This window comes from Amycolatopsis acididurans (genome assembly GCF_012328925.1).
GTDB classification, from domain to species: Bacteria; Actinomycetota; Actinomycetes; order Mycobacteriales; family Pseudonocardiaceae; genus Amycolatopsis_E; species Amycolatopsis_E acididurans.
On sequence record NZ_JAAXLS010000061.1, the window covers coordinates 20995 to 38435 of the forward strand.

The 17441-nt window shown below is 69.5% G+C and carries 22 protein-coding genes and 1 pseudogene; 10 read left to right on the forward strand and 13 right to left on the reverse strand.

Features of this window, described 5'->3' with window-relative positions; translation table 11 throughout:
• Position 1 precedes the first annotated feature (1 nt).
• Complete coding sequence (locus tag HFP15_RS37810; RefSeq protein WP_168522627.1) at positions 2-3031, reverse strand: ATP-binding protein; 3030 nt, start codon at positions 3029-3031, stop codon at positions 2-4.
• Positions 3032-3095: 64 nt separating this feature from the next.
• On the opposite strand from HFP15_RS37810, the gene HFP15_RS37815 reads away from it, so the two are divergent.
• From HFP15_RS37815 to HFP15_RS37825, 3 genes are all read left to right on the forward strand, one after another.
• Positions 3096-3959 (forward strand): alpha/beta fold hydrolase, encoded by an 864-nt coding sequence (locus HFP15_RS37815; protein ID WP_168522629.1) that lies wholly within the window; start codon positions 3096-3098, stop codon positions 3957-3959.
• 61 nt (positions 3960-4020) lie between these two features.
• A complete protein-coding gene (locus HFP15_RS37820; protein WP_168522631.1) occupies positions 4021-4506 on the forward strand; it encodes a pyridoxamine 5'-phosphate oxidase family protein in 486 nt (161 codons plus the stop codon).
• 39 nt (positions 4507-4545) lie between these two features.
• A complete protein-coding gene (locus tag HFP15_RS37825; protein ID WP_168522633.1) occupies positions 4546-5502 on the forward strand; it encodes a DNA polymerase domain-containing protein in 957 nt (318 codons plus the stop codon).
• A 23-nt stretch (positions 5503-5525) separates the two neighbouring features.
• Here the strand turns inward: HFP15_RS37825 and HFP15_RS37830 are convergent, their stop codons facing one another.
• Together HFP15_RS37830 and HFP15_RS37835 are read right to left on the reverse strand one after the other, a co-directional pair.
• The gene (locus HFP15_RS37830; RefSeq protein WP_168522635.1) at positions 5526-6116 is read right to left on the reverse strand and encodes a class F sortase; all 591 of its coding nucleotides are present in this window, start codon (positions 6114-6116) and stop codon (positions 5526-5528) included.
• Positions 6117-6120: 4 nt separating this feature from the next.
• The gene (locus HFP15_RS37835; protein WP_168522637.1) at positions 6121-6453 is read right to left on the reverse strand and encodes a hypothetical protein; all 333 of its coding nucleotides are present in this window, start codon (positions 6451-6453) and stop codon (positions 6121-6123) included.
• A gap of 37 nt (positions 6454-6490) precedes the next feature.
• On the opposite strand from HFP15_RS37835, the gene HFP15_RS37840 reads away from it, so the two are divergent.
• Entirely contained in the window at positions 6491-6757 is a 267-nt protein-coding gene (locus HFP15_RS37840; RefSeq protein WP_168522639.1) for a hypothetical protein, read from the forward strand.
• Between the two features lie 331 nt (positions 6758-7088).
• On the opposite strand, the pseudogene HFP15_RS44255 reads toward HFP15_RS37840, so the two are convergent.
• From HFP15_RS44255 to HFP15_RS37860, 5 genes and pseudogenes are all read right to left on the reverse strand, one after another.
• Positions 7089-8113, reverse strand: a pseudogene (locus tag HFP15_RS44255) (LLM class flavin-dependent oxidoreductase).
• Between the two features lie 176 nt (positions 8114-8289).
• Positions 8290-8586 carry a hypothetical protein gene (locus tag HFP15_RS43210; protein ID WP_246272408.1) on the reverse strand — a complete coding sequence of 99 codons (297 nt, stop codon included), beginning with the start codon at positions 8584-8586 and terminating at the stop codon, positions 8290-8292.
• A 44-nt stretch (positions 8587-8630) separates the two neighbouring features.
• Complete coding sequence (locus HFP15_RS43215; RefSeq protein WP_246272409.1) at positions 8631-8987, reverse strand: hypothetical protein; 357 nt, start codon at positions 8985-8987, stop codon at positions 8631-8633.
• A 7-nt stretch (positions 8988-8994) separates the two neighbouring features.
• Positions 8995-9720: a DUF899 domain-containing protein gene (locus HFP15_RS37855; RefSeq protein ID WP_168522641.1), complete on the reverse strand. Its 726-nt coding sequence runs from the start codon at positions 9718-9720 to the stop codon at positions 8995-8997.
• 97 nt (positions 9721-9817) lie between these two features.
• Complete coding sequence (locus HFP15_RS37860) at positions 9818-10156, reverse strand: YciI family protein (RefSeq protein ID WP_210718407.1); 339 nt, start codon at positions 10154-10156, stop codon at positions 9818-9820.
• Between the two features lie 111 nt (positions 10157-10267).
• Here HFP15_RS37860 and HFP15_RS37865 point away from each other — a divergent pair, with 111 nt between their 5' ends.
• Positions 10268-11284: a sigma-70 family RNA polymerase sigma factor gene (locus HFP15_RS37865; protein WP_168522644.1), complete on the forward strand. Its 1017-nt coding sequence runs from the start codon at positions 10268-10270 to the stop codon at positions 11282-11284.
• Here HFP15_RS37865 and HFP15_RS37870 read toward each other — a convergent pair.
• Positions 11264-12184 carry an SAM-dependent methyltransferase gene (locus HFP15_RS37870; protein WP_168522646.1) on the reverse strand — a complete coding sequence of 307 codons (921 nt, stop codon included), beginning with the start codon at positions 12182-12184 and terminating at the stop codon, positions 11264-11266. The genes HFP15_RS37865 and HFP15_RS37870 overlap by 21 nt on opposite strands.
• A gap of 29 nt (positions 12185-12213) precedes the next feature.
• On the reverse strand, positions 12214-12702 hold the full coding sequence (locus tag HFP15_RS37875) for a nitroreductase/quinone reductase family protein (RefSeq protein ID WP_168522648.1): 489 nt from the start codon (positions 12700-12702) through the stop codon (positions 12214-12216).
• Positions 12703-12870: 168 nt separating this feature from the next.
• Here HFP15_RS37875 and HFP15_RS37880 point away from each other — a divergent pair, with 168 nt between their 5' ends.
• The 5 genes from HFP15_RS37880 (at position 12871) to HFP15_RS37900 (ending at position 15733) form a co-directional block, all read left to right on the forward strand.
• Positions 12871-13242 carry a hypothetical protein gene (locus HFP15_RS37880; RefSeq protein ID WP_168522650.1) on the forward strand — a complete coding sequence of 124 codons (372 nt, stop codon included), beginning with the start codon at positions 12871-12873 and terminating at the stop codon, positions 13240-13242.
• 60 nt (positions 13243-13302) lie between these two features.
• Positions 13303-13731, forward strand: a complete 429-nt coding sequence (locus HFP15_RS37885; protein WP_246272410.1) for a pyridoxamine 5'-phosphate oxidase family protein — start codon at positions 13303-13305, stop codon at positions 13729-13731.
• Between the two features lie 147 nt (positions 13732-13878).
• A complete protein-coding gene (locus HFP15_RS37890; protein ID WP_168522652.1) occupies positions 13879-14679 on the forward strand; it encodes a hypothetical protein in 801 nt (266 codons plus the stop codon).
• A 110-nt stretch (positions 14680-14789) separates the two neighbouring features.
• Positions 14790-14978 carry a hypothetical protein gene (locus HFP15_RS37895; protein WP_168522654.1) on the forward strand — a complete coding sequence of 63 codons (189 nt, stop codon included), beginning with the start codon at positions 14790-14792 and terminating at the stop codon, positions 14976-14978.
• A 506-nt stretch (positions 14979-15484) separates the two neighbouring features.
• A complete protein-coding gene (locus HFP15_RS37900; protein WP_168522656.1) occupies positions 15485-15733 on the forward strand; it encodes a hypothetical protein in 249 nt (82 codons plus the stop codon).
• On the opposite strand, the gene HFP15_RS37905 is transcribed toward HFP15_RS37900, so the two are convergent.
• The 3 genes from HFP15_RS37905 to HFP15_RS37915 all read right to left on the reverse strand — a co-directional run.
• Positions 15724-15897, reverse strand: a complete 174-nt coding sequence (locus HFP15_RS37905) for a hypothetical protein (RefSeq protein WP_168522658.1) — start codon at positions 15895-15897, stop codon at positions 15724-15726. The genes HFP15_RS37900 and HFP15_RS37905 overlap by 10 nt on opposite strands.
• Before the next feature lie 79 nt (positions 15898-15976).
• Positions 15977-16786: an alpha/beta fold hydrolase gene (locus HFP15_RS37910; protein ID WP_168522660.1), complete on the reverse strand. Its 810-nt coding sequence runs from the start codon at positions 16784-16786 to the stop codon at positions 15977-15979.
• Between the two features lie 88 nt (positions 16787-16874).
• Positions 16875-17441, reverse strand: a 567-nt coding sequence (locus HFP15_RS37915; RefSeq protein ID WP_246272411.1) for a helix-turn-helix transcriptional regulator, incomplete at its 5' end; no start/stop codon positions are given.

Consider the following 17441-nt stretch of genomic DNA (forward strand, 5'->3'; position numbering starts at 1 on the left):
GCTATCTCATGCCGATCTCGCGCGCCCGGCGGTGGTGGTCGGCGGCGGCACCGGGCCGCCCCAGCGCGGCGGCGAGTTCCCCGAGGTAGGTCGCAACCGGCGCCAGCGTGAGCAGCCCGCTGCCGGCACCGGCGAGTTCGTCCTGTGCGGGCAGCAGGTCCGCGTAGAGGCGTTCCATGGCCGGACGGTCACCGCGCCGGAGGGCGACGACGGCGTGCAGCGCCGTGCGGGCTTCGTAGAGCAGATCGCGCGGTGACTCCGGGATCTCCTCGTTCGTGTCCTGCCGCAGCGGACGGCACCACGGTTCGAACGCGCCGGTGTCCACTGCGGACACCGCGCCGCGACGGAGCCGGTGGCAGAACAGCGCGAAGCCGCCGAGCCCATTGTCCATTCCGGACATCGCGGTGCGGCTGAGCCGCCCGGCGGCGGCCCGGTAGGCGGGCTCGGCGTCCTCGCCGCGCACGGACGCCCGCAGCGCCCGGTACCACTGGGTGAAGACGCCCACGAGCGGCAGCTGGTAGTCCTCGCCGAGCCGGTCGGCCGTCGTGGCCTGCTCGTCCGCGGCGGCGAAATCGGCGAGCGCGGACCGCGCCTGGATCAGGATGAGGCGACCGAGCACCTCGAAGCCGACCATCCCGTGCCGCGCCGACAGCTCCACCAGTTCGGTGCCGATCCGCGCACGCCGCGGTGCGAGACCGGCCTGGCCGAACGACTGCATGAAACGGGCGTTGAGCGCGAAGGCGAGCAACGCGGGATCGTCGAGCTCACGGGCGATGGCCTCGGACTCCCGCGCGGCCTCGCGGGCGCGGGCGCCGCCTGCGCTGCGCAGTTCCAGTGCGAGCGTCGCGAGCAGGCGGCCGCGGTCGACGGTGTTCTCCGGCGGAAGTGCGGCGAGGGTCCGTTCGGTGACCTCGGCGATGCGGCGGGCGAGCGCGGGATCGTCGTGCTCGGTCCAGACGGCGGGCACGTCGAACGCGGCGATGACGCGTGCGGTCAGCGCGGGCTCGTCGAGCGCCTCGGCCATCGCGATCGCCTCGGCACGATGCCGTCTCGCCTGGTCGAGCTCACCGGTCACGGCCAGCGCCCGCACCAGCCCCATCAGCAGGTCGAGGCGAACCCGCATGTCAGGTCCGTCGTACGCGGTGAGCGCGGCACGCCACAGCCGGGCCGCCTCGTGCGGCGCGAACCGGGATTCGGCCTGTTCCGCGGCGGCGCGCGCGTACCCGGCGGCACGGGCGTCCCCGGCGAGGGAGAAGTGGTGTGCGAGCGCGCCGACGTCGTCCGGCCGCAGGCGCTGGATCCGCTCACCGATCACGGTGTGCTCGTGCGCCCGGCGGGAACGCGACATGTCCTCGTACACCGTGTCCCGGACCAGGGCGTGCGCGAACCGGAACCGGCCGGGCGCTTCCTCGGTCAGGAAGCCGCGGGCCGCGGCGAGTTCCAGTGCGTCGAGCGATTCCTCGCCGAGGATGCCGAGGTCGACCTCGGTGCCGAGCACGGCGGCCTGGCGCAGCACGGCCTGGGCGTCCCCGGGCAGCCGCGCGACGCGGTAGCGGACCAGATCCCGCACGCCCGGCGGTACCGCGTCGAGCGCCCCGTGGCCTTCGGCGTCGAGCAGCCGGGCGAGTTCGCGCACGAAGAACGGGTTGCCGCCGCTGCGCCGGTGGATCGCGGTCGCGGTCGTCGTGTCGATGTCCTGCCCGGTCGTCGCGCGCACGAGGACGGGCACCGCGGACGCGGGCAGCCCGCCGAGGTAGATGCGGGTGGGTTCGCTGCGCGCGACCCTGCCGAGCAGCTCCGTCAGCCGCGGCGCGACGTCGCTCGTGCGGTAGGTCCCGATCACCAGCACCGGTGCCGCGACCGGATCGGTGACGACCGACGCGAGCAGCGCGAGCGTTTCCTCACCGGCCCAGTGCAGGTCGTCGAGCACGACCAGCAGCGGCGCGGCACCGGCGAGTGCCTGCCCGACGGCCCGGTGCCAATGGAAGCGCGCGACCGCCGGGTCCGCGGCGGGTTCCGGTTCCGGGTGCAGGCCGAGCGTGCTCAGGATCCGCGTCCACGCCCAGGCCGCGGGTGCGTCCTCCGGGTTGTCTCCCCACGCGGTCGTCCAGCCGAGCCGGGCGGCGAAGGCCTCGGCGAGCGCGGTCTTGCCCGCACCGGCGTCACCGGAGATCAATGCCAGGCCCAGCTTGCCGCGGGCGCGGGTGGCGGCCGCGGCCTCGGCGAGCCGGTCCAGCTCCGGTGCGCGGGCGACGAGCGGCGTGCGGACCTCGGCCGGGAGTAGCTCCGGCGTCTGGGCGAGGATGTCCGATTCGAGCGTGCGCAGCGCCGGGCCGGGGTCGATGCCCAGGTCGTCGGCCAGCACCTGCCGTGCCGTGCGTAGCGCGGCCAACGCCTCGCCCTGCCGCCCGGCGCGGTAGAGCGCGAGGGCCAGCAGGCGCCAGGCGTCCTCGCGCCAGGGATGCCCGCTCGTGTGAGCGTCCAGATCCGGTACCGCTTCGGCCGCGCGGCCCAGCGCCAGCAGCGCCCCGGCGCGCCGCTCCCGCGCGAGCAGCCGCAGTTCGCCGAGGCGGGTGATCTCCGCACGCGCCCACGCCTGGTCGTCGAACTCGGCGTACGCGGGTCCGCGCCACAGCCGCAACGCCTCGTCCACCCGGTCCAGCGCGGTCCCGGCCTGCTGTTTCGCGAGCAGTTGCCCGGCCTCGGTCACCGCGGTCTCGAACTCCCACGCGTCGACCGACTCGGCGCGCAGGGCATAGCCGCGTCCCTCGGTGATCAGCAGGCGGGCGGGCGTTCGGGGCGGCCGGTCCGGTTCGAGTTCGCGGCGCAGGGCGGCGACGAAGGTCTGAACGGCACCGGCGGCCCGCTCGGGCGGTCGCTCCCACAGGTCGTCCACGATCCGCTCGACCGGAACGACCCGGCCACGAGCGACGATGAGCCGGGCGAGCACGGCGCGATGGCGGGGGCCGGGCAGCGCGACCGGGCCACCGGCGTCCTCGGCCACGAGCGGACCCAGCACCCCGAAGCGCATGGCATCCGACTGTACTCAGCCCGCACTGATCGGTTGCTGATCGCGGGCACGCAGGCTGGCGGGCATGAAACTCGATGGATTCGACTACCAGCAGGTTCCCGTCGCCGACGGGGTCGATCTGAACGTGGCCGTGGCGGGCTCCGGCGACCCGATCGTGTTGTTGCACGGCTTCCCGCAGACCCATCTGATGTGGCGGCACGTGGCCGCGGACCTCGCCGCCGATCACACCGTGCTGTGCCCGGACCTGCGCGGTTACGGCGACAGCGGCAAACCGGCGGGGGAGGTCTACTCGAAGCGGGAGATGGCCGCCGACGTCGTCGCGCTCGCCGGCGCGTTCGGCTTCTCCCGGTTCGCACTCGCGGGTCACGACCGGGGCGCGCTCGTCGCGATCCGCGCCGGACTCGACCATCCGGACACGATCACGCGGCTGGCCATCCTCGACGTGCTGCCCACTTTGGACATGTGGGACGTGATGCGGGGCGTGAGCGCCGCGGTCGGGTTCCACCTGTACCTGATGGCGCAGCCGCCCGGGCTGCCCGAGGCACTGATCGGGGCCGCGCCGGACGAGTTCTTCGGCTACTTCCTGGACGTGTGGGCGCGGAACCCCGACGCGATCCCGGCGGACGTGCGCGCCGCGTACCTCGCCGCCTGCCGCGACGCGGTCCCCTCGATCGTCGCGGACTACCGCGCGACGGCGACGGTCGACATCGAGCACGACACCGCCGACCGTCAGGCGGGCAACCGGCTGCGGATGCCCGTCACCGTGGTGCAGCAGGACTGGGGTGCCGCGCTCGGCTACGACGCGCTGTCCCTGTGGAGCCCCTGGGCCGCGGACCTGAAACACCAGACCGTCACCTCGGGACATTTCATGGCAGAGGAGTCGCCCGCGGAGGTCGTCGAAATTCTCCGGGAATTACTCGCCCGGTGATGTCGAAACGCGCGGGCCGGCTCCGTCCTCCTGGCAGAAGACCCAGAAAACGGAGGTAGTCATGAAGTACGAAGAGGTCGCCCAGGTCCTGGCCAAGCCGCTGTCGCGTCAGTTGCTCGACTCGGCCATCCCGGCCCGGCTCGCCTACACCGGTCTCGACGGGGCCCCGCGCGTCATCCCGATCGGCACCTGGTGGAACGGCACGCACATCTGCGCCGCCACCGTGCCGAACTCGGCCAAGGTCCCGGCGCTGCGGAAGAACCCGAAGGTCGCGATCACGATCGACACCGAGGGTTTCCCGCCGAACGTGCTGCTCATCCGTGGCACGGCGACGCTCGAACTGTTCGACGGTGTGCCGCAGGAGTACATCGACGCGTCCCGCCAGATGGTTCCCGCCGAGCAGTTCGACGGCTGGGAGGCCGGGGTCCGCGCGCTGTACGAGCAGATGGTCGTGATCACCATCGAACCCACCTGGGCGAAGCTGCTGGACTTCGAGACCACGCTCCCGAAGGCCGTGGAGGATCTGGTCCGTGCGCGGCAGGACTGAGGTGTTGCCCGGTCACGGCGGGTGGGGCACGGTGAACAGATGACCGGTGGCGAGGTGCGCGACGGGGTGTCGCTGACCAATCTCGACCAGCCCCTTTTCGAGGGCGCGGACGCGACGAAACGGGACCTGCTCGACTACCTCGACGCGCTCGCCGGCCGGATCATCCCCGCGCTGCGCGGCCGCCCGCTGTCGGTCATCCGCGTGCTGCGCGGGCAGGACCCGTTCATGCAGAAGAACCTGCCGAAGTACGCGCCGGACTGGATTTCCCGGGTGAGCATGTGGGCCGGGTCGTCGCACCGCCAGATCGCCTACGCGCTGTGCGACGACCGGCCGACGCTGCTGTGGTTCGGCAACCAGCGTGCGATCGAGTACCACCCGGCGCTGGTACGTGCCGGCCAGCCGGACCTGCCGACCCATCTGGTGCTCGACCTCGACCCGCCGGAAGGCGACGACTCGTTCCGGCCGGCGGTCAAGGCCGCGCAGCTGGTGCGGCAGGCGCTCGCCGACTCCGGTCTGCGCGGCGCGGTCAAGACGAGCGGGGCCAAGGGAGTGCACGTGTTCGTGCCGATCGAGGGAGCGGGCGCGGAGGAGGCCGCGGCGGCGACACGCGCGCTCGCGGCGCGCGCGGAACGGCTCGATCCCGTGCTCGCCACGACGGCGTTCATCCGGGAAGACCGCGGCGGCAAGGTGTTCCTGGATTCGACGAGGGCGGGTGGCGGCACCGTCGTGTCGGTGTACAGCCCGCGGGTCCGGCCCGGACTTCCGGTCTCACACCCGGTTCCATGGTCCGATTTGGACAGCGTCTCGCCGCGCGATTTCACGTTGCGTGCGGTCACCGGGTCCATTGGGGACAGTGATCCGTGGACCGAGCTGATGCCCGCGCCGCAGCGGGTGCCCGCGGACCTGATCGAGGAAGGACGAGCGATCCCGATCGCCCGCGTGCAGGCCATGCACGAAGGCAAGCGGCGGGCGAGGGCCCGGCGGAACTCGGGCTGAAAGCCGTTGTCCCGCCGGGAACCTCAGGCCAGGTTGGCGTAGACGATGATGTTGTCCACGTAACTGTGCTCGGCGTGGTCGAACGCGCCACCGCAGGTGATGAGGCGCAGCTGCGGCTTGTCCGTGTTGCCGTACACGGCGTCGGCCGGGAACTGGTCCTTGGGCACCTGGATCTTGTGGTCGACGACGAACTTGACGTCCTTGCCGTCGCTGCGGGTCACGTGGATCTCGTCGCCGGGCACCAGATCCTTGAGCCGGTAGAAGATCCCGGGCTGGTGGTTGCCGTCCACGTGGCCGAGGATGATCGCCGGGCCGGTGTCGCCAGGCACGGGGGAAAGCCGGTACCAGGCCGCCTGCATCGGTTCCGCCGCGGGCGGCACCGCGATCTGGCCGTCCTTGTTGATGGCGACCGAGATCAGCGAGGATTCGGCGGCGATCTTCGGGATCCGGACCTCGGTCGGGCGGAGCTTGTCGTACGGCTTGGTCACCGAGACCGAAGTCGGAACGGCGGGGGCGGCCTTGGTGTCACCGGAGCCGCCGCAGCCGGTCAGCGCGAGGGAGAGCAGCAGGGCGGCCGCGACGGCGCGGCCACCCTGCCGGACGATGTTCCGCATCAGGTCAGAACCGCGCGGTCCCGCCGAAACCGGTCTCGACACCGGCCTTGGGCGCGAAGGCCACCTGGGCCTTGCCGCCGTTGCCGGCCTGCCACGCACCGGTGTCGCTCGAACCCGCACCCGGCGCGATCGCGCCGCCGCCCGGGGCGCTGCCGCCGCCGGCCTTCGGGCATTCCCAGGTCGCCTGGATGTTGTCGGCGAAGGACACGCCCTCGTGCAACTGGACGAGGTAGTCCCAGTAGCGGCCGTCCTGCTCCTCCTGGTACGGGCCATCGGTCACGTCGAACTGCGGCGAGGCGAACCCGGTCGGCTGACCGCCCGCGCACGCGATGGTCACGAAGACGGTGCCGTTGCCGAGATCGAAACCATAGGCGGTGTCGTCGACGTACTTCTCCGGCGGGAAGGTCGGGGCGTCGGTCTGCGACCCGCTGGTCTCCGTCGGTTTGCTCGACTCGGTCGTCTCCGCCGAGGTCGAGCTGGTGGCGGCCGGAGCCGAGGTGGTGCTGCTGCTCTCGTCCGTGGCGGGCGCGCTGGTCTGGCTTTCCGTCGCGCTGCTCGACGTGGTCGAGGCCTGCGAACTGGTGGTCTCGGACGTGGTGTCCGTGGCCGAGCTGGGAGTCGCGGCAGGGCCGGTCTCCTGAGCGATGGCGGCCGGTGCCGCCACGAAGGTGATCAAGGCGCCGGCCAGAACAACGGCCGCGAGACGCCCCAACGGCTTACGCAAAATGCGCTCCAAATGAAATAGGCGCGCGGTGACCCCCACCGCAGCGCATCCCAGTCACCACACTTTTGAGTGACGCGGCAATCCTGCCGTAAACGGAGTGCAAAGTACCAACGGGGATCCGGTGATTAAAAGCACTCAAAAAGGGTGTAACGCCCGACTATAGAGCGGCGATTATCGGATTCGGTCAACAAATAGTAACAGAAAAACTGAGGGAATGGCCATCGCCGCTCTGGGTGGAAAATCTCGGTTCACCGTGGATTTTGGAAAATTGGCACCAGGGCTGTCGCGAGCAGCTCGTAGGACCGGCGCCGGTCCGCGTGGTGGTACACCGGCGTGGTCACCATGAGCTCATCCGCCGCGGTTGCGTCGAGGACGCTGCGCAGACGTTCGGCAAGAGTCTCCGGGCTTCCGGTGAGGACACTGCCACTGTGCGCCGCGATCTCGGCACGGTCGTCGTCGGTATAGGAGTAGTCCGCCGCGTCCTCGGGGGTCGGCAGCTGGATGCGGTTGCCGCGCACCTGGCTGAGCACCTTGAGCCGGGTCGAACCGGCGAGCCATTCGGCGCGCGCGTCGTCCTCCGCGGCGATGGCGGACACGCTGACCAGGACCGTCGGCGCCGCGGCCCGCGCGGAGGGGCGGAACCGGTCGCGGTAGACGCGCGTAGCCCGCGCCGCTGCGCCGGGGTTGAGGTGGTGGGCGAAGGCGTACGGCAACCCGAGGTCGGCGGCCAGTTGGGCGCTGGTGGTGGTCGAACCGAGCAACCACAGCGGCGGAGCGTTGCCTCCGGCCGCGGGAATCGCTTTGACCTGCGCGTCCTCCGGCGGGTCGAGGTAGCTCTGGAGTTCCTCGACCTGACGGCGGAACGGTTTCGCGGCCCGCTCGGCAGGCGGGCGGACCGCGTCCACCGCGGGACCCGTCCGCCAGGCGCACGACCGAGGCCGAGGTCGATCCGCCCGGGATGCAGCGCTTCGAGCGTGCCGAACTGCTCGGCGATCACCAGTGGGCTGTGGTTGGGCAGCAGCACCCCGCCCGCGCCGACCCGCAGGTTCCGGGTGACGGCCGCGAGCTGGCCGACGAGGACCGCGGGCGCGCAACCGGCGACGCCGCGCATGCCGTGGTGTTCGGGCACCCAGTACCGGTGGTAGCCCAGCTCGTCGGCAAGGCACGCGAGATCGACGGTGTTGCGCAGCGCCTCCCGCACCGTGGCCCCGCGCACGATCGGCGAGGTGTCGAGGACCGAGAGGCGCACCGTGCCGGCGATTCTGTCGCACATGCCCTCAGCCGCCCGTCGACGACAAGCGTTCGGCGAACAAGTGGTACCCCCGGGTCACCATCCGTTCAGATTACCGGCTACCAGGGTGTGCGGCCCGACACCTTTCGTCCGAAGTGGACAGCACGGCTAGGCAAGGCCCACTGAGGGGCCGTTCGACTGACGCGCAGCCACACCGATTACCGCCGCCAGGTCACGGCCTTCGACCCCGCGTCGCCGTAGGGCTCGTCGGTGTAGGCCAGCGACGTGATGGGGTCGGTCGGACTGCCGATGTACAGTCGGCAATCCTCGAAAACCGCGCCCACCGTGGAAAAGTCGTCGGGTGCCGAGGTGGCGCTGTCGCATCCGGTGACGTCCGTCCGCCGGCCGCCGATGATCGTGCCGGGCCAGCCGCCGCTGCGCGTGGTGGGATCCAGCGTCACGGGGAGAATGTCGGCGAAGTTCAGGCCGTCGAGGTTCTCCAACTTCGTGCGCACGAAGAAGAATGTCTTGCCCCTCACCTTTGCCTTGTCCTCGTCCTTCAGCGGCAGGTTGTCGATGTCCTCGTCTTGTCGTACAAGCTGTAGAACGGGATCACGGCCTGTTGCCCGAACTTCAGTTTCGTGCCCGGCTTCGTCGTGCGGTCGGTCAGCTCCAGCGTCGGCGTCACTGTGAGGTACGGCTTGGACGGCGTGGTCGTCACCACCGGATCCGGCGCCCTGGTCGACGACGCTCCCGACACGTCCAGCCCGGCCGTCCCGACCGCGCTGCACCCCGCACTGACGACGGCGATCCCTGCCAGAACGCCAAGATTTCTGATCCACTTACGCACGTCGCGCTCGGAACGCTCACGTACGCGATCCCCCGCGACCGCGATCGTCACCGACGTCTGGCGCATGAGCCGGTCACGACTTGGTGGGTGCTGTCTCCGCGTTGTACTCGTCGTGGAAGCGGATCCAGGAGCTGTCGCCCGCGGTCATGCTGTTCGTGTCGTCCTCCTGGCGCCCCAAGGGAGTCACGTCGAGCAGGTGGTACATCGGCAGAAAGATGTCCAGCCCGACGAAATAGGTCGAGTAGGAGTGCAGAATCTGACCGTCGTCGTTGAAGAACACGCTCAGGCCGGGCATCTCTCCGCGAATTCCGACCGTCCGATAGTTGTAGTACGAGTGACCTTGATCGGGGTCCAACGTGACGTGGTAGTCCTGGTTGAAGTCACTGCCATAAGACGAAACCCACGGAAATTCCCACCCCATGCGCTTCTTGAACGATTCGAGTTTGGCCAGCGGGGCACGCGAGACGGCCACGAACGATGTGTCCCGGGCCGTCAGATGGACCAGGCCACCGGCCAGGTTGTCCATCACGCAGGAGCAGTGCTTACAGCCCGCGTTCCAGTCGGGGTGGAACATGAAGTGGTACACGATCAACTGGCGCCGCCCGTCGAAAAGATCTCCGAGGGCGGCCCGGCCGTTCGGCCCGTCGAAAATGTACTCCTTGTCGACCTTGACCATGGGCAGTTCACGCCGCGCCTCGGCCAACGCGTAACGTTGCCGGGTGAATTCCTTTTCCTTGACGAGGAATTCTGTGCGCGCCGCCAGCCATTCGTCCCGCGTCACGATTTTGGGGTGGAACACTCATCCGCTCCTTCTTGTAGGCACTGCCGAGCAGGGTCGATCGTGTGCAGCGATGACCGGCACGGCCTACTCGAGACCGTGCCGGGTGGATGTGGTCCTAGCCGACCTCGCCGACCGTACTGGACACGTCCGCGGCAGCCCGCGTTCCCCGGTTGAGCGGCGTCAACTCGCCGACCTCGACCGCGCCGCCTTCGGCCAGCATCGGGCAGTCCTTGGCGAGCGCGACCGCGGCATCCAGATTCTCGGCGGTGACCAGCGTGTAGCCGCCCAACTGGGTGCCCGCATCCTCGCCCAGGGTGTGACGCGTGAAGACGGGGTTGCCGCGGTCGGCCAGGTTCTCGCCGAGCCGGTCGAACCAGGCGGTCCAGGCCGCCGCGGCCTCGGCGGACCCCATGTAGCCGGCGGGCACCCGGTTGACGATCACGTAGGTAGGCACGATGTCAGCTCCTCGAGTCGAATTCCGGCCGGCAGCGCCGACCACTCATCCATGCAGACACCGCACTGCTGGCAAACTGGGCGGCACGCGGCGAAGAAACACGGAGACCAGATGAGCACGAGCCTGATCAGGCTCGCTCGCAGCGGCGACGAGGCAGCGTTTCGCGAACTCGCCGACGCCTACCGGGCGGAGCTACACGTGCACTGCTACCGCATGCTGGGCTCGGTGCAGGATGCCGAGGACGCGTTGCAGGAGACGCTGGTCGCGGCTTGGCGCGGGCTCGCGTCCTTCCAGGAACGAGCGTCGGTGCGCACCTGGCTGTACCGGATCGCGACGAACCGCTGCCTGAACATGCTGCGCTCGGCCCGCCGGCAGCCCGCCAACGCTCCGTTCCCTCCCGGCATTGATCTGCCGGAGCCCACCCGGCTCGGCGAGGTCACATGGCTCGAACCGTATCCGGATGCGTGGCTGCCCGGCGGTGGCGCCGACACCGCGCCTGGTCCGGCGGCACGGTACGAGGCGAAGGAAACGATCTCGCTCGCGTTCGTCACGGCCATCCAGTTGCTGCCGGCCCGCCAGCGTGCGGTGCTCATCCTCCGCGACGTACTCGACTTTCCCGCCGCTGAAGTGGCACGCCTTCTCGACACTACAGAGCAGTCGGTGACCAGCGCGTTGAAACGCGCCCGCGCCACCCTCCGCAACAACTCCCCGGCCGACAGGACACCCCCGCCTGCACCGGACTCAGCGGCCGAGCGGGAACTGGTCGGCCGGTTCACGACAGCCCTGGAATCCGGCGACGTCGACGGCCTGGTGTCACTGCTCGCCGACGACGTGCGGCTCGCCATGCCGCCGATGCCGCTCGAGTACCAGGGACGTGACCTGGCCGCGCGGTTCCACGCGGCGCTCACCTTCCGGGACGGTCGCACCTACCGAGTCGTGCCGACCAGGGCCAACGGCCAGCTCGCGTTCGGCGTGTACCTGGTCACCCCTGCCCAGCCTGTGGCGCAGGCGAACGGCCTCATGGTGCTCACCCTCGCCGGCGACACGATCACCGCGATGACCCGATTCGAGCCCACCGTCTTCGGGGCATTCGGACTGCCCTCGACGCTACCGCCTGGCCTTGTTTAGGGCGCCACTGACGTAGAGCACGCCGCCCATGCGCAAGTCGTCGTTCTTCAGCGGCAGAAGATCGTTGGCAGCCAACAGGTCTCGGACGCTGATCGCGGTAAGAGCCCAGCCGCGAGCTGCCAGGTAGGGAGCAGCTTCGTTGCGCTCACCGAAATAGCGCAGCCGTGCGTGGTCAAGATCGAAACCGTACGCACGCCAGCGTTCGGTGATGCGGTCCAAGCCTTCCTTCGTCTTCTCGTCGTCGCCGGATCGCGGGTTCGGCCTGCTCTCGGTGGCCACCCGGCTACCCGGCGCGCTGAGTTCGGTGATCGTGTCCAGCAGGCTGTCCTGCGCCTCGGGCGGCAGGTAGCCCAGCAGGCCTTCGGCGCTCCACGCGGTCGGCCGGGCTGGGTCGAATCCGGCGGTGCGCAGCGCGGCGGGCCAGTCGTCGCGCAGATCGACGGCGGCCACCCTGAGGTCGGCGGTGGGCGCGGCGCCCAACTCGGCCAGTGTGCGGGTCTTGAACTCGATGACCTGTGGCTGGTCGACTTCGTACACCGCTGTCCCGGCCGGCCAGGGCAGCCGGTAAGCGCGGGAATCCAGCCCGGAGGCGAGGATCACGGCCTGCGCGATGCCCGCCTTCGTCGCGTCGAGGAAGAACTCGTCGTAGAACTTGGTTCGCACCTTGGCGCCGTCGATCGCCGCCTGCCCGACCAACTCGTCGGGGCTCATCTCGCCGGCCGCCAGCCGGGTGAGGACATCGACACCGACCGCACGCACGAGCGGTTCGGCGAAGGGATCGTCGATGAGCGGCCGATCCGCACGGCTGGCTATCGCCCGCGCCGTGGCGGCCATGGTGGCCGTCGCGCCGACACTGGATGCCAGGTCCCAGGTGTCCCCGTCCTGCCTGGTGGAACTCATGTCCACAGTAGACCATACGAGACGAAAGCTCAGTGGTCGGCTGTTGGCTCGAGAACGAAGACCGATCGCGTGCCGCCCCGGTCGTGAAATGTCCGGTACGCCGGCCAAAGTCGGCCGAGTCGGGGCCAGTATTGATCCAGTTCATCGTCGGTTGCCGCGTGCGCTGTCACGTCGATCATGTGCCGGCCGATCTGAACCCGGGCGTCCGGTCGGGCACGCAGGTTGAGGATCCACGGGTTGGGTTTCTCGGAACCCGGATTCACGTTGCACACAACCAGTCGGTCGTCGTCACGGAGGTAGAACAGGGGAACCGTCCGCGCCTTTCCGGTGCGGCGACCGGTCGTCGTCAGGAGCAGGACCGGTGCGCGGCCGGTAATCGAGAGCCGACCGCCCGTCCGGCGAAGCAGCTGCCGCTGGAGCGGCGATACGATCCGGCCGATGACGAGCACTCCAGCACGAGTGCTCCCCAGACGTTGGGCGAACCTGGCAACGGCCTCGCCAAACCGATTGAAGCTCACGCCCTCACCTTCGGCATCGGCCGCTGACGCTGCCAGGGCCAGAGGTCCCGACGATGGCCCGTCGCGAGTTCCCCGCGACCAAGGCCGGCATGGCCCGCTCGAGCCTGACCGCGGCCGCTGGTCAAGCTGAGCTGTGGCGAGTTCTAGGACGGGCACGGCGAGGGCGGAATGCAGACCGGCGCGGGCGGCGGCACGGGCGAAAAGGGGCCAGCGACGCTGGGAGGCAGGCGCGGCGAGGTCGTCGGCGAGCGCTTCGCTGGCGGCACGGGTGGCATACGCCGGTTCGACCGGCAGATACCGGCTGGTCAGGTAGACGGCGACACCCGAGGCACCCAACATCTTCTGGCAGACCGCACCGACATGCCGCAGTGCCACCGGCTCGCCCGGCCGGTGATGACCACGCACCACCCGGTGTTCGTCGCGACGTTCAGGTGGTCGACTTCGAACGCCATCACCGTGCCGTCGAGACGGTCCGGCCAGGGCCCGCCTAGCGAGCGCGGCCGGGTTGCACCTGCGACCTTCGCCCCGGGACAGAGATGACCTTGTGCCCTCGTTCTCCCCACCGAGATCATGAACAGTAGGTGGCGAAAACATGCCTTCTTGTCGGGAATCACCACGATGCACAACGCGACCGAGCTGGAATCACTGGACTACAAGCAGTGCCTTGCGCTCATGCGCACGCAGGCCGTCGGCCGGCTGGTCTTCACCGACCACGCCCTACCCGCCGTACGACCGGTGAACTTCACCCTGCGACAGGGCGAGGTCATACTTCGGCTGGGCCGCTCACCCTGGGTACGGCGCCTCGATCGCACCGTCGTCGCCTTCGAGGTCGACGAGATCGACCAAGCAACGCACGCCGGGTGGAGCGTCGTCGTCGTCGGCAAGGCCCGCCTCCTCGTCGACATCGACGAACTGGTCACCAATTCCGATCCCCTACACCGATCCTGGGCCCCAGGCCCGCGCGACCACACCCTGGCCATCGACATGGAACAAGTCACCGGACGACGACTGGTCGCCGCAGCAAGCTAGACACGGAAACAGCACCCTCCGCAGGGGGAAGCTGCAAATCCTCACCCGGCATGGATGAGGCCGATCGAACGGCATCGGTCACTCTGGAGTGGCGGTGTAGTCGCTTCGATGCGAGCGGATTCCCGGCGGGCGGGAGGACTCGGCCCTGTGGCTGCGGAAAAGCGGTGGTCCAAACTCAACGCCTTGACACGACTGGCGCTGATCGCCCTCGCCGTCCTCGTCGTGGGAGGTGTACTCGGCTTCGTGCTGTGGTGGGGTGCCCTGCGACGTAGGCGGACCGGGCTCCACACGACGCACGGGCACCCGAGGCTTCGCCGCGTCATGCTGGTCATAACGGTGGCGCCCATCATCGTAGGCTCTGGCAGCCGCATAACCCTCGGCGCCGTCCACCTTGACCGGTGCCCGAGCCTGGCTGACGGCGAAGCCGTTGTAGCGATGCGAGACGACGGCGAAGATTTTTCGGTGCGGGTGGAGAAGATCGCGACCTGGGCGCCATCGGGATTGGCATTGCTCTACGCCGAGGCACGGGGGGCGGAGATCTGCCAGTACAGTCCGAACCACTACTACGTCGCCGCCCGGGCCGAAACGGGTCGGCCCGGCGCCGCGGTCACGGTCGGGGACGTTGTGCTGTCCGCTCCGCTGGTTGCCTATCCAGAAACCCGAAGCTTGGCCGAGCACGAGTCGCGTCACCGGCTGCAGTGGGCATGGTTCACCGTGGCCGCGGGGCCCTACGCCTTCCCAGTGGCCTACTACGCCGACATGTTCTTCTTCCCCGGGTCACGCAATCATTTCGAGCGCTGGGCAGGTCTGAGCGACGGCAACTACCCACCGTCCGGGACCGGACCGGTGCTGGGCTTGCCACAGATCGGCGTCCTGATCATGGCGGGGGCGGCCCCGTGTATCTGGTTGTTAAGACGGCGCCGCAGACGCCGTCGAACCGGCAAGTGACTTCCTGGTAGATCCAGGGTCTATCACTCGCTGATCTCATCAGCTAACGTCAACCAGACGCCCCAGCCCCTGGCGGATTCACACCTCCGAAGTTCGCCGTGGAGGGCGCAATGCGGGACATCGGTAAATTGTCCGAATCGGATGCTACCGCCGGATCTTCAGCCGCGACGAGCGCCAACCTCGTCACGAGCGTCGTCACAGCGACCGCCTGGGCGGTAACGGCGTTCGTCCACTTCGGCGTCGGCGTGATCGTCGGGTTGGCTCGTCCAGCGAGCTGTATCGCGTTGGGTGAACGGTGACCCGGACAGCCGGCGACGTGCCGGAACCGACGTCCAGGCGCCCTGAGGCAACAACCACGACATGGACCGTTATGGGGCAACTCCAACTCCGCGAGATCGCCGGCCGAGCCGCAGATTTCGCGCTCACGTTGAAGTCGCTCCACAGCTACTACACTCGCTGGCCCAACGCCGATCTCGCACAAGATATGGCAACACAGCTGGCTCAGGCAGCGGTGGCAGCGGAGAACTTGGCTGCGACAGCCCGCGTTGCCCTCGACCTCACCCATGGCCACGGCCTGCAAGCCGCGTTGTCGGCAAGGCCCGGCTCCTCCGCGACATCGACGAACTAATCACCAATTCCGACCCGCTGCACCGTCCCCGGCCCCAGGGCTGCGCAACCAACACCCGGCCATCGGTCCGCACGTCGCATAGCCTGCGGCAACGGCTGTCGTTCACACACCGGACGTTCGAGTGGGCCGGCGGCGAGACTGGTAACTATCTCAGCCCGGCTGCGCCAGAATTGAAGGATGCACCTGACGAAGTCGCTCGCCGGTCTCGGGGGTGTGGCGTGGATCGGTTCCTGGTATCTGATGTACCTGGAGATCACACGTTGGCACCACGTCAAGCCGTCGCTGGCGTTCAATTCGGACATGGCCCCGGACGCCCATCCCGGGCAAGCGTTGCTCCTGCTCTACGTCGCCTGCGTGGGGGCGCCGCTGGTGGTTCTCGCCACCGCGGTGAACCTGATCATCCACTCGCGGCGACGTCACCGGTAGGCGCCTGGCAGGTCGAACCGCAGGGGCATGGTCGACGGCGCGGTTTGGCAATCCAAGCAGGACCGGGCCAGATTCCTATGCGAACGGGTCAATCCCGCCCGCACGTCCGCCGCGAGCTCGGCAGCGCCCATCCCGGTACCTTCGAGATCGACGCCGTCGAACATCTCATCCTTCCGCAATCTTCAAGAGCCGCCACCGTTATCTGAGTCCAAGGCGCTGAGTGATCCCAAGCTCGTTATCGGGTCAGTGGGCGGCTGCGGGGCTGGTGATTTCGGTGGCGAAGGTGGTGACCGCGCGGGCGAATTCCTCCGGTCGTTCGGCGTAGGTGACGTGCCCGGAGCCTTCGAGCTCGACGAAACGGGCGTCGGGCAGTACCCGGGCGAGGGTGGTGGCGATGGCTCGCAGCGCCGGGTGGCTGTCGGTGCCGGACAGCACCAGGCACGGCAGGGTGATCGCGGCGGCGTCCTCGGTGCTGAGCTGGTAGAACGGGCCGGCGAACTCGGCCAGCATCATCGCCCCGTTGCGGCGGTAGCGGTCTTTCCCCGTTTCGTCCACTGTGGACCACAGGCCGGGGCAGACCAGTGGGAAGAACGCGTCGACCGCCGCGGCCGGACCGCCGGCTTGCGCGGCGGGACGCACGGCGGCGGCGACCTCGGCCATGAAGGCCTGCCCGGCCTCGGGCTCGAGGCTGAAGATCGGCGGCTCGGAGAACACCGCCCCCGCCAGCAGACCCGGCCGGGTACGGGCCAGCTCCACCGCGATCCGGGCGCCACCGGAGGAGCCGACCACGACCGGCCGGCGCAGACCGAGCGTGGCGATCAGGGCGGCGGCATCGGCGGCGTGGGTCGGCACCGACTCGGGCTCGCTGCCCCGGCCACTGCGGGTGTGCCCGCGACGGTCGTAGGTGATGCAGGTGAACCGATCGCGCAGCCGCTCGACCTGCCCGGCCCACACGCTCGCATCCCCGCACATGCCGTGGATGAACAGCAGCTCCGGGCCGCTGCCGGTCTGCTCGTAGTAGGTGGTGGTGTCGCGCACCGCGATGGTGGGCATGGCTTCCTCCTCGCTCGAAAGTCGTCGAGGAGACGATGCGCCGGGCGCGGGGGCGGCCGCATCGGGCGAACACCCCATTCGCTGTCGGTCACGGGTCGAGCAGGCGGTGCTGCATCGCGAACACCGCCGCGGCCGCGCGAGAGCTGACGCCGATCTTGGTGTAGAGGTTCTCGACGTGCCGGCCCACGGTTTTCACCGACAGGTGCAGCGCGGCCGCCACCTCCTTGTTGCTGCGTCCCCGGGCGATCAGGCGCAGCACCTCAACCTCCCGGTCGGTCAGCCCCGCCGGCCACCCCGACCGACGCGCCCGTCGGGTGGGCCGGCCCGCCGCGGCCAGCACGGCCTCGGCCGCGACCGCATCGAGCCGACCCGCCTTCACCTCGCCCAGCACCGTGTCCGCGATCCGCGGGGCGGCCAGCGCCGGGCGGTGCGGCCGGTCCTCACCCAGCGCCGCCACCACGTCCGCGGCCGCCAGCACCCGCTGCCGCAGGTCCAGCTCCCGGGTACCGCGGTGGTAGCCGGAACCGTCGAGCCGCTCATGATGGGCACCGGCCAGCCGGCCCAGACCCGCCAACGCCGGACAACACGCCAAGGTCGACTCGGTCAGATAGGGATGCAGCCGGACCCGCTCCCACTCCGCCACCCCCAGTGGCCC

Bases quoted from the DNA above. Each gene is read 5' to 3' on its own strand.
- HFP15_RS37825 (WP_168522633.1), top strand. From the start codon at position 4,546: ATGACCGGTGGCGAGGTGCGCGACGGGGTGTCGCTGACCAATCTCGAC.
- HFP15_RS37910 (WP_168522660.1), bottom strand. From the start codon at position 16,786: ATGCCCACCATCGCGGTGCGCGACACCACCACCTACTACGAGCAGACC.
- HFP15_RS37870 (WP_168522646.1), bottom strand. From the start codon at position 12,184: ATGAGTTCCACCAGGCAGGACGGGGACACCTGGGACCTGGCATCCAGT.
- HFP15_RS37810 (WP_168522627.1), bottom strand. From the start codon at position 3,031: ATGCGCTTCGGGGTGCTGGGTCCGCTCGTGGCCGAGGACGCCGGTGGC.
- HFP15_RS37830 (WP_168522635.1), bottom strand. From the start codon at position 6,116: ATGCGGAACATCGTCCGGCAGGGTGGCCGCGCCGTCGCGGCCGCCCTG.
- HFP15_RS37895 (WP_168522654.1), top strand. From the start codon at position 14,790: ATGCGGGACATCGGTAAATTGTCCGAATCGGATGCTACCGCCGGATCT.
- HFP15_RS37880 (WP_168522650.1), top strand. From the start codon at position 12,871: ATGCAGACCGGCGCGGGCGGCGGCACGGGCGAAAAGGGGCCAGCGACG.
- HFP15_RS43215 (WP_246272409.1), bottom strand. From the start codon at position 8,987: ATGCGCCAGACGTCGGTGACGATCGCGGTCGCGGGGGATCGCGTACGT.
- HFP15_RS37905 (WP_168522658.1), bottom strand. From the start codon at position 15,897: ATGTTCGACGGCGTCGATCTCGAAGGTACCGGGATGGGCGCTGCCGAG.
- HFP15_RS37815 (WP_168522629.1), top strand. From the start codon at position 3,096: ATGAAACTCGATGGATTCGACTACCAGCAGGTTCCCGTCGCCGACGGG.
- HFP15_RS37865 (WP_168522644.1), top strand. From the start codon at position 10,268: ATGAGCACGAGCCTGATCAGGCTCGCTCGCAGCGGCGACGAGGCAGCG.
- HFP15_RS37820 (WP_168522631.1), top strand. From the start codon at position 4,021: ATGAAGTACGAAGAGGTCGCCCAGGTCCTGGCCAAGCCGCTGTCGCGT.
- HFP15_RS37900 (WP_168522656.1), top strand. From the start codon at position 15,485: ATGCACCTGACGAAGTCGCTCGCCGGTCTCGGGGGTGTGGCGTGGATC.